This is a genomic window from Pseudomonas sp. NPDC089428 (assembly GCF_044749325.1).
Taxonomy (GTDB): Bacteria; Pseudomonadota; Gammaproteobacteria; order Pseudomonadales; family Pseudomonadaceae; genus Aquipseudomonas.
This window is the reverse complement of the sequence record NZ_JBIVHT010000007.1, coordinates 96,241-110,485: the sequence shown is the minus strand read 5'-3', so window position 1 is coordinate 110,485 and position 14,245 is coordinate 96,241. Positions and strand designations below refer to the sequence as shown.

Here is a 14,245-nt window from a genome sequence, read left to right as displayed (position 1 = left end):
CCTGGGGGCTTCAATGCAGTGGTGACGGCCTCCTAAATAGTGGAAACTCGCGCAGTCGTATGCCTAAGAAGCGGCTGGAGAATATTTCCTGCTTCGGCTCGATCCCGTGCTCAATATCCAGGCAGGCCGCACCCGTGCAACTCACGTACGGTTTTATCCAGCATCGCGTTTACATGCTTGTGCAGCGTCCAGACTCCCCTCTGTGCGAGGTACCAGGCCGTTTTGATCTTTGTGCCTTCTAGGCGCACAGCCTCCACCCTCATGTAGAGCTGCTACTAAACTGATGTATTGACCCAAGATTTTTGCCCAAAATCGATGCATTACCCCTTATGATTCAGTCATTTGCCAGTCGAACGACGAGATGCCACCTATGATCAAGGACGCAAAAATCATTGCCGAGCTGCGAGTGCTCATTGGTTACCTCGGTGAGCAGCAGCCAGCCTGGTGGCCTAGCCAGTTCTACAGCCCCAACGCCGCAGCCTTCCTGGGGCCGGTGTTCGCCCGTTCTACGGCTCTGGCGCAGTACCAGGGCGTGACTGCTGCCGCCGCACGCAAGCATGAGGAGCACATTGGGGAGGGGCGCAGCTTTCACCTGTTCAGGCTCCCCGAGATTTTCGAGCAGTCCGCCGCTAGCGTGTTTGCTGACAAGCCCTCCGAGGCCAGCATCCGTGTCACGGTCACCAGTCGCGATCAGGCGCTTGCGCGCCTTGCTGAGCTGGCAGGGCAAGTAGCCAGTGCCACTGAGGGACCGGTGGTCGTGGGCGATTTGAGGGATGGGCTGGGGGATTCTCTGAAGTCCTGTGCTGCGCTATACCTGGATGCCTTCAACAAGGGGATCCAGTGTTTCCCATACCTGCGGGAGGCGCAGTGAGCGCAACACGTTTCTACACCACCCAGCTCCAGGCGGGTTTGGGACTCATCGAGGAAACACGGCTGCTGCTCGGGCTTTACCAGCCTGGAATGAGCACCAGTGAGCTGTCAGAAAAGGCCTTGGTCTCGGGATTGTTCCCTCTGATCTCGGCTCGCCGCTTACACAACATCGTCGCCGAGAGCTTTGCTCCGCGCTACCTGCGTTCGCTGGGAGTAGCTGCTGCGCTCAAGCGCCTGGCCTGTAGTCTGACGCGCCAGGAGCTCAGTCAGTTGCTGTTCCTGCACACCGCGCGAGCCAACCTGATCCTGGAGGAGTTCGTCCGTGAACAGTACTGGCCGCGCTACAGCGCCGGACGAGACAGCCTGTCTTTGGATGACGCCCGCGAGTTCGTACTGACCGCTGTCCGCAAGGGTAAGACTCAGAAATCCTGGTCGGACAGCACCATTAAACGCATTTCCTCATACCTGATTGGCTGCTGTGCCAACTATGAGCTGCTTTCTAACAATGGGCGTGGTCCCCGCCGGATTCTGCCCTTCCGGATCCAACCCAAGGTCGCTGCATACCTGGCCTACGACCTGAAATTTCAGGGGCTGGGAGACAACCAGATTGTTGGTCACAGCGATTGGCAACTGTTCGGCCTGGAACGCGAAGATGTACGCGATCAATTCAAGCGCCTGTCGTTGCAAGGCTTACTGATCATGCAGTCCGCTGCCGAGGTCACTCACATCAGTTGGATATACAAGCACATGGACGAGGTGATCGATGTCCTCACTCAAGGCTGACTTCAACGAGCTAATCGAACGTATTCGGCAGGGGCGCGAGTTCGGTCACGCCAGTTTCGAGCCGATTTTTTATCTGGTTTTTCACCCGGAGCAGATTCTGGAGGTGAAGCGTCAGCAGCCCGCCTGGGAAGCGCGGCTGCGTAACGATGGTTGGGATGTCCATACGCTTTCCATTGTTGACGAAATCGCCGACATCCTCGGTAAAGCACCCCTGCGTAAGATCTGGTTGGCAGCAGACCAACGTGCCCCCCAATCCTGGGAGAAGACCAATACTTCCCTTGCGAATGCCATTGCCAACGGCGCCCTCCAGGATCGGCTGGAAGCCAAATTAAGCATCCTGGAAGGCAAGCCCAAGGCCATCCTGCTGGTGTCCGATCTTGAGGCCCTGCACCCCTTCATGCGCATCGGTGTCATCGAAGGGAAGCTGCAAGGTAAATTCCACGTGCCCACCGTGTTTTTTTACCCCGGCGTGCGCACTGGCAAGACCCGTTTGAAGTTCCTCGGTTTCTACCCCGAGGACGGCAACTACCGCTCAGTGCATGTCGGCGGCTAAGAATTAGAGACTCGTATGGAAATCAAACAGCTTTTCGACCCCAGCAAGAACATTTACCGCAGCATCGAGAAAGTCATCACCTACGGGATCTCCCAGGAGGAGCGCCTCAAGGCGGAGATCGGCGAATACGTAGTGACCGACAGCATCGACGAGCAGTTCAACAAACTGCTACTCAAGATGCAGGCAGCCATGGATATTGGTGGTGAGAACGAGGTAGGGGTCTGGGTCTCCGGATTTTACGGCTCTGGCAAGAGCTCGTTGACCAAGTACCTAGGCCTGGCCTTCGACGATAGCATCAAGATTGACAGTGTGCCGTTCATTCAGCACTTGCAAGACCGCCTGAAGAAGACTACTACTCGGCAGCTGCTCAGCACCGTGGCTAAGCGCTTCCCGGCGGCGGTGTTGATGCTCGACTTAGCCAGCGAGCAGGTGGCGGGTGCCACCATGGAGGAGGTCTCCACCGTCCTCTATTACAAGGTGTTGCAATGGGCCGGCTATTCGCGCAACCTCAAGGTGGCGGCCTTGGAGCGCAAACTGAAGAAGGATGGTCGCTACCAGGAGTTCCTCGATCTGTTTAAGGACATGACGGGGGGCGAACAATGGCAGAACTATCGCAATGACGAGTTGGTCGTAGATAGCCTGGTGCCGGCCATTGCTCACCAGCTCTACCCGAATCTGTTTAAGACCGAGAGCTCGTTCAGCACCGAGTCCAGCGAGGTCATCCGTTTCGAGAACGACCGTGTTCAGGAGATGCTGGAAATCGCCCGTGAGGCCTCCGGCAAGGACTACATCATCTTCATCATCGATGAGGTGGGGCAGTACGTCGGCTCGCGTCCCAACCTGATCCTCAATCTCGACGGTCTGGCCAAGAACCTCAAGGCCCTGGGTGATGGCAAGGTCTGGATCATCGGTACCGCGCAACAAACTCTGACCGAGGACGATCCGCGCGCCTCGCTCAACTCGCCGCAGCTGTTCAAGCTCAAAGACCGCTTCCCGATCCAGATCGACCTGGAAGCCAATGACATCAAGGAAATCTGCTACACCCGTCTGCTCGGCAAGTCGCCGCAAGGGAGCGCCGAGATTGGCGCTCTGTTCGACCAATATGGGCAAGCCCTACGTCACAACACCAAACTGGAGGACGCCCGCGCTTACGGCGCGGATTTCGACAAGGCTACATTCACCAACCTGTACCCCTTCCTGCCGGCGCACTTTGACATTCTGTTGCATCTGCTGGGCGCTCTGGCGCGTTCCACGGGCGGTATCGGTCTTCGCTCGGCGATCAAGGTGATCCAGGATGTGCTGGTCGAGCCGGGCGAGGGCAAGACTCCCATCGCCGATCAGCCGGTGGGCTGGCTGGCCACCACGGTGACGCTGTATGACGCCTTGGAAAAAGATATCCAGCGCGCATTCGCCAGCATTCACAAGGCCGTTGAAAGCGTCTGCAAGATTCGCTTCAGCCACTCGGCGATCCACCAGCAGATCGCTAAGACTGTAGGGGTCCTGCAGATCCTCGGTAACCTGCCGATCACCCGGCAAAACGTCAGCAGCCTAATGCATGGCAGCATTTCCGCACCCAGCCAGGCGGAGGCAATCAAGCAGGCCGTCGAAGAGCTGATTAGTGACCCCATAGTTCCTTTTGGTGAGCAGGACGGCTGCTTGCGCTTCTTTAGCGAGAAGCTCAACGATATCGAGCAAGAACGCAGCCAGATACCGCTGCGTACCGTCGAACTCAAGCGTATCGCCAACAATGCGCTGACGACTGCTTACAGCCCGCTGCCGAGCACCCAGTTGCACGGCTCCTTGGTAGTGCAAGCCGGCCTCAAGGTCCAGAGCCAAGGCGGCCTTCCGGTTGCTCTGGCCGGGGATCGCAACACCATCCAGACCATCGTCGAGCTGGTCGATCCGAAGGACTACGACGCCACGCGTACTCGCTCGGTGGATGAGTCGCGTCAGAAGCAGACCCAGTACCAGATTTTCCTGGTCGGGCGTACCACCCCGGAAATCGACGACCTGACGGCGGAAATCTATCGCTGCAAGGAAATCGCCAACAAGTACCGGAATGACCCTGATCAGGAGGTCAAGGAGTACTGCAATGGTCAGTCGGATCGTGCCAATCGCTTGAATGCTGAGCTGGAGCGCCTGATCAAGCGCAGCCTGCTGCAAGGCTCCTTCGTTTTCCGGGGCCAAGTAAATGCCGTGGCGAACTTGGGTACAGAGCTGGCTGATGCTGCTCGCAAACACCTGGGCGAAGTTGCGGACCAGGTGTTCGACCGCTATGGCGAAGCACCTGTGCGCGCAGCTACCGAGTTGGCAGAGAAGTTCCTGCGTGTTGGCAATCTCACCGGCGTTACTACCCAGCTCGATCCGCTCAGTTTGGTGCATGTTCAGGCTGCTAAGGCTAACATCCGCACCGACCACAGGGCACTGATCAGCATCCGCGACCACATCGACCGGCTGGGGATCGTCGAGGGCAAGAGCCTCAGCGAGAAGTTCGCCGATGCGCCGTTTGGGTGGTCTCCGGACACGCTCCGCTATTTGCTGGCCGCCATGCTGGTGGCAGGTGAGATCAAGCTCAAAGTCGCTGGACGTGAGGTCACCGTCAACGGCCAGCAAGCCATCGATGCGTTGAAGACCAACAATAGCTTCAAGAGCGTCGGTGTTTCCCTGCGTGATGACAAGCCCTCGATGGAAATGCTCGCCCTGGCTTCGGCCCGGCTGACCGAACTGAGCGGCGACCTGGTCGTGCCGCTGGAGGACTCAATCAGCAAGGCGACCACCAAGCTGTTTCCCAACCTGCAACAGCGTTATGCGCCCTTGGCGGAAAAACTCAAAGGTTTAGGGTTGCCGGGCGTTGAGCGCCTTGACAGCCTGAGCCGGGATATCGCCGATGTCCTTCTGACCGATGCCTCAGATGCGCCGCAACGGCTAGGCAAGCAGGACTCGGCCCTCTACGAAACCCTCAAATGGGCCGCCGATGTGCGTAACAGCCTGGAGCAGGGCCTGGAGCAAACCCTGCGCGATCTTCAGCATCATCGCCGTGCTATCGATGGGCTGCCGCAAACCGATATTCCCGCTCGGCTCAAGGAGGAGCTTGCCGAGCCGTTTGCCCAGTTGGAACAGCGTTTGCAACAGCTGGACTTCCATAGCCACTCAGCCGACTTCAATACCCGCCTTACCCACCTGCGAGCTCAGGTGAGCAGTGCTGCTGAGGCCATGCAGGCAGCTCAGGCTGAGCGCTTGAAAGCGGCAGAAGTCGATTTGCAACGTGTCCCAGAGTGGAGCGAGCTGACCCTACAAGAGCAGCAGGAGCTACTGGGTAACCTGGAAGGTTTAATTCTCCAAGTACAATCGAATGTTGCTGGCTTGCAAGCACTGGTCAATCGTGACTACGAAATCCACAGCCAGGTGCAGCAGCTCAAGCAGCGCATCGAGCGCTTGGGGCGCGAACGCCTACAAGAGAAGGTCAAGTCTGAGCAGCAGGAAAAAGAACAGGTGGGGGGGCAAGAGAGTAAGACCATTACCCGCAGCTTCAAGGCCCGTTCGCGCATTACCTCGCTGTCCGACCTGGATGCCATGATCCAGGTGCTGCAAAAGCTCAAGAGCGAACTGAAATACGCCCACGCCTTCGAGCTTGATGTGCAGGTGGAGGAGTAATCCATGGCATTTGATCAAAGCACCCGCAATTGCCTGCAAAAGCTGGTCAGTCGTTGCCGAAGACTGCTCAGTGAGGAGTTCAGCATTCAATTGCAGCAGGCCTATGGCATTGACCCGAACAGTGGCGATGTAGCAAGCATGGAGCGGCTGGCTCACCTGAGTGACCGGGATCGACAGACCGCTCAACTGCTGCGCGACACCCTCGCGCACTATCTGGCTGTGGATGAGGACGACAAAGCCCATCGTATCGCCGCCATCGACCGCATCATTCGCGAGCAGGCCTTCACTGTGCTCAACCGGCTGGCTGCCCTGCTGATGATGGAGGCGCGAGGCCTGCTGGCGGCGGCGGTGGTCAGCCAAGGGCAGCAGTCCCAGGCTTTCGAACTGTACAAGATGGTAGCTGGTAGCGCTCTGGGTGAAACTGGTGAAGCCTACCGCACCTTCCTGTTCAGTCTGTTTGATGAGTTCGCCATCGATCTGCCGGCGCTATTCGACCGCTATGCCGCACAGGGGCGCCTGTTCCCTCGCGAGCCAGCGTTGCTTGAAGTGTTGCAAGCGCTGAATCACCAAGACATTCAGCCGCTATGGGCTGAAGACGAAACCATCGGCTGGATCTACCAGTACTTCAACTCTAAGGAAGAGCGCAAGGCAATGCGCGATGCCAGCCAGGCGCCGCGTAACAGCCGCGAACTAGCGGTACGTAATCAGTTCTTCACTCCACGCTACGTGGTGGAGTTCTTGGTCGACAACACCCTGGGGCGTCTGTGGTTCAACGCTACTGGGGGGCAGACTGACTTACGCCGGCGTTGTCAATACCTGCTAGTCAAGCCGGACGAACAGCCTGAGATCAGCATCCGGCTGCGCGATCCGCGCACCCTCAAGCTGCTCGATCCGGCCTGCGGGTCAATGCACTTTGGGCTGTACGCTTTCGACTTATTCTTGCAGTTATATCAGGAAGCCTGGGACTGGGAGCAGACTCATGGCCCAGGCTCGCTGGATGTGTCTTCCCAGCCGAATGCCGGTTGGCTGCCGCTCAGCCACTCTTACGCCGACCGTGAGGCCTACCTGCGTGAAGTACCGCGGTTGATCGTCGAGCACAATATCTACGGCGTGGATATCGACCCTCGCGCTGCACAAATAGCCTCACTGGCGCTGTGGTTACGGGCGCAGCGCGCCTGGCACGATGCAGGGGTCAAGGTTCAGCAGCGTCCGGAAGTGGGGCGTGGACATGTAGTCGCTGCCATTGCTCCACCGGCCGAGCGCGAGTTATGCCAACAGTTCACCGCCAGCCTTGACAAGCGCGATGCTGAGCTGTTCGAAAAGACTCTGCAACTGCTCAATGGCCTGCCTGAACTCGGCGTGCTATTGCAAGTGGAACGCGAGCTGCCCAGCTTGATTCGCCAGGTTTATGTTGGCACCGGCACCGGCTTGTTTGCTTCGGAGGAACAAGAAAGCTGGGACCAAGCTGAAGCCCGCCTGCGTGCGGCACTGGTCGAATTCACACAGGCAACAAAATCGACTTACCAGGGACGGCTATTTGCTCAGGATGCCTTGGAGGGGTTGCGCTTGATTGACTTGTGCCGCGAAGTGTTTGACGCGGTTGTCATGAATCCGCCGTTTGGGGCGTTATCCCTGGGTGTGAAGGGCTATTTATCCGATACCTATACGAATTCTGGTAATGATCTTCTGAGCATTTTTGTTGATCGTGGATTGTCGTTGCTTCGAATTGGGGGACGTCTGGGAGCAATTACCTCAAGAACCTGTTTCTTCTTGACCAGCTTCACAGACTGGAGGAAGAACGTCGTTTTAGGTCGTTCTGGTATCGAGGTAATTGCCGATCTTGGTCAGGGAGTGATGGACGATGCAATGGTGGAGGCGGCAGCTTATGTCCTGGAACGCGGAACTGCACACCCGACTACCAATGTCATTCGTGCTATTGCCGACTCGAATCGCAAGGAAGCCTTAGATGTCTGTGTGGCTACTCATCGCAAAGGCGAGACTGATGCACGCTTGTTCAAGGCCGAGAAGAAGACCTTTGATCTATTACCAGACTCACCTTTTGTCTATTGGGTAGACGCCAGCACGATCAAGCAATTTAATTCCGATGAATGTTTTGAGCCGAATGTGGCTAGTGTGCGAGTGGGGTTGCAAACCGGCGACGACCCACGCTTCGTGCGGGCTGTGTGGGAGGTGCCCCCCAAAGACACGCAATTTTGCTACTACCCGACAAATGAGGAAGCTTTCTGCAGTTTCGAAGATCCTGTTGTGCAGGCATATTTTCGTAGACGTGATGAAGGTACTCCGCGCTGGGCATTTCATGTCAAGGCAGGAGCTTCGCAGCCTTGGTACTCCCCTATTACGTTGAAACTGAATTACTTAGAACATGGTGCCGAGCTTCGGGGTTTCAAGGATGGAAAAGGGAAACCAAGAGCATATCTGAGGAGTCAAGGATACTATTATCGATCTGGCTTCAGTTGGACTCGCCGCGCAGTCCGTTTCTACCCCTACGTAATTCCAAGCAACTGCATTCCGTCTGTCAGCCGCTATATGGCGTTTCCTAGTTCAGGACGTGAAGCCGAAGCTTTAGGTGTATGTGCGTCACGCTTAGCGTCTGCATTTTTTCGATTTTATGGCGAAAAATTTGAATTTCCGAATTTCTTGGTCGAGAGCGTCAAGATGTTGCCTTGGCCTCGATTGGGCGACGATGCCAAAGATTACTTCAGTACCTTAATTACTGATGAAGTTGAGAAAAGGCGACAAGCCTATAAAAATTTCGAGCCTTTTCATGAGTTCGTATTGCCTGCTCGCATTTGCGATTATTCTGGTGGTGGCGCTGCCCTGGCGTTCGATCGCTATAGCCTCATAGGTGAATACGGTGAAAGTTTGGTTGCAGATGCCTACGGCTTTACACCGAAGCAGGCAGAGACAGTGGAACGTGACTTGCGGGAAGCCATAGCTCATCAACATGGTGGTATTTCTGAAGCGGATGGCGAAGAGTCTTCAGCCGAAGACTCAGACTTTGTTCTGGATGCCTCTCCTTACGCTACTGAGGAGGCGCATATATCCTACCTTGTAGGTTGTGTATTCGGTCGTTGGGATATTCGCTTTGCAACGGGAGAGCGTCAGCCTGAATCGTTACCAAGTCCTTTCGCTCCCTTGCCAGTATGTCCTCCAGGCATGCTTCAAAACGAAAAGGGCCTCCCCGCCTCTGAGCAAGAGTTACCAGAAAAATATCCGTTGGCCATTGCGTGGTCTGGTGTGCTTGTTGATGAAGAAGGCCATAGATCGGACGTTGTTGAGCGGTTGCAAAGTGCACTTCGTTCAATTTGGAAGGAGCAGGCAGACGTTATTGAGGAAGAGACATGCGTAAGACTGGGTTGTAAGTCGCTTCGTGATTACTTTCGACGTCCAGGTGGATTCTTTGCCGACCATCTCAGGCGCTACACGAAGAGCACCCGCAAGGCGCCGATTTACTGGCCGCTGGCGACCGCTTCCGGTAGCTACACGCTATGGCTCTACTACCCTAGCCTGAGCGACCAGACGCTTTTCACGGCAGTTAACGACTTCGTTGATCCCAAGCTGGAGGATTTGCGCGATGAGCTGGCTACTTTGCGCGGCAAAGGCCCCAACCGTAGCCGTCAGGAGGAGAAGGATTTGGAGGCGCTCGCTACTCTGGAGCACGAGCTAGCCGACCTGCGCGACAGCCTGCTGGAAATCGCTCCCAACTTCCGCCCTAACCAAGACGACGGCGTACAGCTCACCGCCGCCCCCCTGTGGAAACTTTTCAGCCTCAAGTCCTGGCAGAAGGTGTTGAAAGACACCTGGGTGAAGCTGGAAAAAGGCGACTATGACTGGGCACACATGGCGATGAACTACTGGCCGCAGCGGGTGAGCGAGAAGTGCATCATCGACAAGTCGCTAGCCATCGCCCACAACCTAGAACATTTATATGTCGAACCAGAGCCGAAGCCAGCGAAGGCCCGGGGCCGCAAGAAAGCAGGGAGCACCGAATGAGCATCATGCAGCAGTCCAGCAAAGCCCAGGACAGGGCACTGGGGGTTTGGTTCCAGAGCATCCAGCAAGGGCAGGTGAAGTTGCCACGTTTCCAGCGCTTCGAGGCCTGGGATCGCAATCGGGTGACCGGCTTTCTCAATACCATCATCAACAACCTGCCTGTGGGCGTGACCCTGGCGCTAGAGGTGGGTGATGTCGAGAAGTTCGAGTCACGTTACATCTCTACCGCCGAGCCTCCGGCAGCAGGGCGTGTGAACCAGCACCTGCTTGATGGTCAGCAGCGCCTGACAGCCTTCTGGCGCTCGATGCACAACAACTACAAGTGGGAAACCTACTTCGTGTACTTGCCGCAGTTCGACCGTTACTACGATAAGTCGTGCGATGAGGTGGAGGTGTGCTGCATTCCGCGCTGGATCAACAAGAATGGCCTGCACATGCCCCGTTGGGCTGATGATCCCAGAAGCAGTTTCGAGCGTGGGTTCGTGCCCATTTCCCTTCTGCGCCCAGGTGATTTGGTTGGCGAGATCGATGCCTGGCTGGCTAGCGCGACCAACCACTTGCGGCCGAGCAAAGGCGATTCTGATGCCTGGGACCAGATGGAGAAGTACAACGTCTTGCGCGAGCAGTTCAAGAACGAACTCAGCACACTTCGCGAGCGGGTAACCCACTTCAATCTGCCTTATCTCTCGTTACCGGCCGGCACATCCAAGGAAGTGGCGCTACAGGTGTTCATCAATATGAATACCAATAGTAAGCCGCTCTCGCTGTACGACATCATTGTTGCTGAGGTCGAGAGCGTCGCTGGCCGCTCGCTGCATGAACTTCAAGTGGCACTGGACGAGAAGTGTCCGTACGTCCGCCGCTATGGCGAGCTGGGTGACCTGATTCTTTCAACATCGGCGCTGCTTCAGGAGAAAATCCCCAGTACACGCGGCATGGTGGAGATGTCCAAGACGCTCATGCTGGACAATTGGCCGACGCTTGAGCGTGGCCTGGAGCGCATGGTGGCGATGCTGGCGAGCCAGGGCATCTACGACTCCGCACGGTTGCCGACCAATGCCGTGCTGGCCGTATTGGCAGCCAGCTATGCGCTGATCCCGGAGCATGGAGACTTTTTGGGCAATGCGGAGAAATTGCTGCGCCGTTATCTGTGGTCGTCCTTCTTCAGTGATCGTTACGAGAACTCTGCTGCATCTCGGGCCTTTGCCGATTTCAAGGCGCTGAAACTACTACTGCAGAAGAAGAGCTTTTCGGATGAAGATCTTGCAGGGGTGCCTGTTCTGGATCGCTCCCAGCATCCTCTGGCGACCGTGGATGAGCTGATGAATGCAGGTTGGCCTAAGGGAGCTGGTATCGAGGCGCGAGCCATCATGGCGGTGACGACCTACCTCGGGGCAGTCGATTTCGCTGACCACAAGCCGGCCTCGTACGAGAGTTTGCAGGGGCGGGAGTATCACCACGTCTTCCCCGATGCTTTGCTGGCTGAGGCCAATATCCCAAGCTATCTGGCGCTCAATTGTGCACTGATCACTTGGAAAACCAATCGAAGCATTGGCCGCAAAGATCCTCTCAACTACCTGAAAGATCGCGTGGAGTGGGCTGGTGAAGATACTGTACGCAAGCGTCTCAAGACGCACCTGATCGACTATGACGATCTTGCCAAGGCGAATTATGGCGCTGTTAGCGGTGACGAGTTCGTAGAGCTCTTGAATGCAGACTTCACAGCATTCCTGCGTAACCGAGCCCTGTTGGTTGAGGCTGCAATGAAGCAGTTGGCTGATGGCGAGTCTTCCGATTTACATGACCTCTGGTCAGTGCTCAACTCTGTTGAAGAGGCTGTTGTTTGATGAATATTCAGACCTTCATACAACAGGAAATCCTCGCGGCGCGGCTGTCGAAGCGCGGTGTGTTGGTTGTTTACGACCCGGAGCGGCGCTATAGGGAAACCTGCCTGGCGCTGGCTGACGAGCGTTGCGAGGTGGTAGATGCATCTGAGAGCAGCATCCTCAGCCGCGAGCAGGCGAGCAAGGCACTGGTCGCGCTGGGCAAGGGGCAGCTGGAAAAGCTGCTGGTCTATGTCCCGGTTACTCAGCCACTGATCGAGGAGGCCAAGCAAGCCGATCCTTTTGCGATCTATGGCGCGTGTGGCGAGATTTTTCCGAGCGGTGACGGTGACAGCTTTCTCAGCCTGTGTCTGAAGGCTAAGCCCGATCAGTCCATTGCCATTCGTCAGATCTTCCAGGCCGACCCCAACCCGAGCTTCGCGGTGATCGACGCCGTCGGGGGAGGGCTGGGTTGGCCGAATCTGCGCGCCTTGCTCAAGGTGGAGTCCAGTCGTGACATCATCTTCGCCCTGTTGGCACCGAGCGCCTCACAAGAAACTGACCTCAAGAATAGTGATACCTGGGTAAGCGAGGCCCGTGACCTGCTGAAGAGTAGCATTGGTCTGTCGCTGAAGACGAAGGGCAAGACTTGGTCTTCGATTGCCAGCGAGCTGTGGCGTTTCGTGCTGTTCAGCGAGTTCGTCTTCGATCTGCCCGAGCAATTACCAGCGGCATTGGCCGACATTCCACGTGCAGATAGCATAGCCAGACCTGTGATCGAGGGGCTCTGTGATGATCTGCGCAATGATCGGCGGACCCAGAGCCTGTACATCGACAGGGCCGAGGAAGTCGAGGCTGAGCTGGGGCTGGTCGAACACTGCACCGAGTTGGTTAATCTCGGCCAGCGGGATACTTTCCCCTTCGAAGAACGCACTTTCCTAAATCGTGCTGTTGCGGCCATTCTCGGCGATGACACCGATCAGGTAAGGCGCATTCTTGAGCAGCACCAGCGCTCTGTATGGACTGGCAAGGGCGAAAGCTATGGTCAGTGGGATCTGGTGCGCTCGGCTCTGGAACTGATACAGAGCTGTCAAGATCTGGATCGTCAGTTGGGGGACCACACTCGTAACCTGGAGGCTTTGCTGGATTTCTACGTGGGCTCGCTGCGCGAGGTCGATCGTCTGCATCGCGAGTTCGAACAGGCCGTTAGCGATTTCGAGTGGCAGGATGCCGATGGGGTGATGACGCCCGTTAAGCAACAGGCCCGAAAGCAGTACGGCAAGCTGGCTGAGAAGGTGCAGGTCGTCTTCACCCGCCATTTGCAGAGTAGCGGCTGGCCATTGCCGGGGTATCTCGCCAACGCAGATGTATTTGATCGGCTGGTTGCGCCCAAGCTGCAACAGAACGGTCGTAAGGTCGCCTACCTGATGATTGATGCCCTTCGCTACGAGCTGGGCGTAGCGTTGGAACGGCAGTTGGCAGAGGATGGTGTTGTTACGCTGAGTACCGCTCTGGCGCAGTTGCCCAGTGTGACTCCAGTTGGCATGGCGAGCTTGTTGCCGGGGGCAGGTCAGCAGCTGTTCCTGCGCAATGCTGAGCAGAGCATTCAGCCCATGCTGGGCGATCAATTGGTCAACACCGTAACGCAGCGCATGGAGGTGTTCAGGAAACGCTATGGTCAGCGGTTTGCCGAAGGTCGGTTAGAAGACTTCGTTCGGGATCGGATTGATTTTGGTGCTGACATCGATTTACTGGTGCTGCGTGCGGTGGAGATCGACAGCCATTTCGAGAATCATCCGGATACCGCGCCTGCGGAAATCACAAACGCCCTCAAACGTATTCGGGTGGCTGTACATAAGCTGACCCAGCGTGGTTTTCATGAAGTCGTGATTGCCACTGACCATGGATTCTTCATGAACAACCATGCGGGGGCAGGGGACGTGTGTAGCAAGCCGATCGGTAACTGGCTGGTCGTGCATGACCGCTGCGCTCTGGGTGATGGCAGCGCAGATGCCAACCACCTGGTGATGGGGGCCGACAAGCTGGGTATCCGTGGAGACTTTGCCAAGTTCGCCGGGCCGCAAACGCTCGCCGCTTATCGCAGTGGGCTTCTGTACTATCACGGCGGTGCTTCACTGCAAGAGTGCGTGGTACCGGTCATCACCATGCAGCTGAAAGCCGAGGAGCAGCCGAGCCTCAACAAGGCGGCGATCATCATCTCTTACAAGAACGGCGCCAAGCGCATTACCACGCGGGTGCCGGTGATTGAGGTAGCTGTTGAGGCCGCAGACATATTCTCGACCGAGAGCGACTTCGAGATCCTGCTGGAGGCTCAAAGCAGCAAGGGCGAGGTGGTGGGTGAGGCCAAGGCTGGCGGTGCTGTGAACCCAGCAACTGGTACGCTGATGCTCAAGGCCGGGGAGAGGGTGCAGGTCATTCTGAAGATGCATATGGAGTTTGAGGGCAAATTCAAGGTGAAGGCACTGAATCCGAAGACTAACGCCATTTACAGCCAGATCGAGCTGGAAACGGACTACGCGGTGTAAAC

The 14,245-nt window shown here is 56.7% G+C and carries 7 protein-coding genes; all 7 read left to right on the top strand.

What is annotated here, in order from left to right:
- Window positions 1–370: 370 nt before the first annotated feature.
- Genes ACIPZ5_RS15240 through ACIPZ5_RS15210 form a run of 7 tightly spaced genes read left to right on the top strand, consistent with a single transcriptional unit; the run spans window position 371 to window position 14,243 of the window.
- The gene (locus ACIPZ5_RS15240; RefSeq protein ID WP_019470412.1) at window positions 371–871 is read left to right on the top strand and encodes a BrxE family protein; all 501 of its coding nucleotides are present in this window, start codon (window positions 371–373) and stop codon (window positions 869–871) included.
- The gene (locus tag ACIPZ5_RS15235) at window positions 868–1,653 is read left to right on the top strand and encodes a BrxA family protein (protein ID WP_400809453.1); all 786 of its coding nucleotides are present in this window, start codon (window positions 868–870) and stop codon (window positions 1,651–1,653) included. The genes ACIPZ5_RS15240 and ACIPZ5_RS15235 overlap by 4 nt, the downstream gene beginning before the upstream one ends.
- Window positions 1,634–2,206 carry a BREX protein BrxB domain-containing protein gene (locus tag ACIPZ5_RS15230; protein WP_019470414.1) on the top strand — a complete coding sequence of 191 codons (573 nt, stop codon included), beginning with the start codon at window positions 1,634–1,636 and terminating at the stop codon, window positions 2,204–2,206. Before ACIPZ5_RS15235 ends, ACIPZ5_RS15230 begins: the two co-directional genes overlap by 20 nt.
- 15 nt (window positions 2,207–2,221) lie before the next feature.
- Window positions 2,222–5,860 carry a BREX system P-loop protein BrxC gene (brxC, locus tag ACIPZ5_RS15225; protein WP_400809451.1) on the top strand — a complete coding sequence of 1,213 codons (3,639 nt, stop codon included), beginning with the start codon at window positions 2,222–2,224 and terminating at the stop codon, window positions 5,858–5,860.
- 3 nt (window positions 5,861–5,863) lie between these two features.
- The gene (gene pglX / locus ACIPZ5_RS15220) at window positions 5,864–9,874 is read left to right on the top strand and encodes a BREX-1 system adenine-specific DNA-methyltransferase PglX (RefSeq protein WP_400809449.1); all 4,011 of its coding nucleotides are present in this window, start codon (window positions 5,864–5,866) and stop codon (window positions 9,872–9,874) included.
- Window positions 9,871–11,721 (top strand): DUF262 domain-containing protein, encoded by a 1,851-nt coding sequence (locus tag ACIPZ5_RS15215; protein ID WP_400809447.1) that lies wholly within the window; start codon window positions 9,871–9,873, stop codon window positions 11,719–11,721. Before pglX ends, ACIPZ5_RS15215 begins: the two co-directional genes overlap by 4 nt.
- Complete coding sequence (locus ACIPZ5_RS15210; protein ID WP_400809445.1) at window positions 11,721–14,243, top strand: PglZ domain-containing protein; 2,523 nt, start codon at window positions 11,721–11,723, stop codon at window positions 14,241–14,243. Before ACIPZ5_RS15215 ends, ACIPZ5_RS15210 begins: the two co-directional genes overlap by 1 nt.
- Window positions 14,244–14,245: the final 2 nt, after the last annotated feature.

Excerpts from the sequence above, each read along its gene's own strand:
- ACIPZ5_RS15240 (WP_019470412.1), top strand. The coding sequence starts at position 371 with ATGATCAAGGACGCAAAAATCATTGCCGAGCTGCGAGTGCTCATTGGT.
- ACIPZ5_RS15230 (WP_019470414.1), top strand. The coding sequence starts at position 1,634 with ATGTCCTCACTCAAGGCTGACTTCAACGAGCTAATCGAACGTATTCGG.
- brxC (WP_400809451.1), top strand. The coding sequence starts at position 2,222 with ATGGAAATCAAACAGCTTTTCGACCCCAGCAAGAACATTTACCGCAGC.
- pglX (WP_400809449.1), top strand. The coding sequence starts at position 5,864 with ATGGCATTTGATCAAAGCACCCGCAATTGCCTGCAAAAGCTGGTCAGT.
- ACIPZ5_RS15215 (WP_400809447.1), top strand. The coding sequence starts at position 9,871 with ATGAGCATCATGCAGCAGTCCAGCAAAGCCCAGGACAGGGCACTGGGG.
- ACIPZ5_RS15210 (WP_400809445.1), top strand. The coding sequence starts at position 11,721 with ATGAATATTCAGACCTTCATACAACAGGAAATCCTCGCGGCGCGGCTG.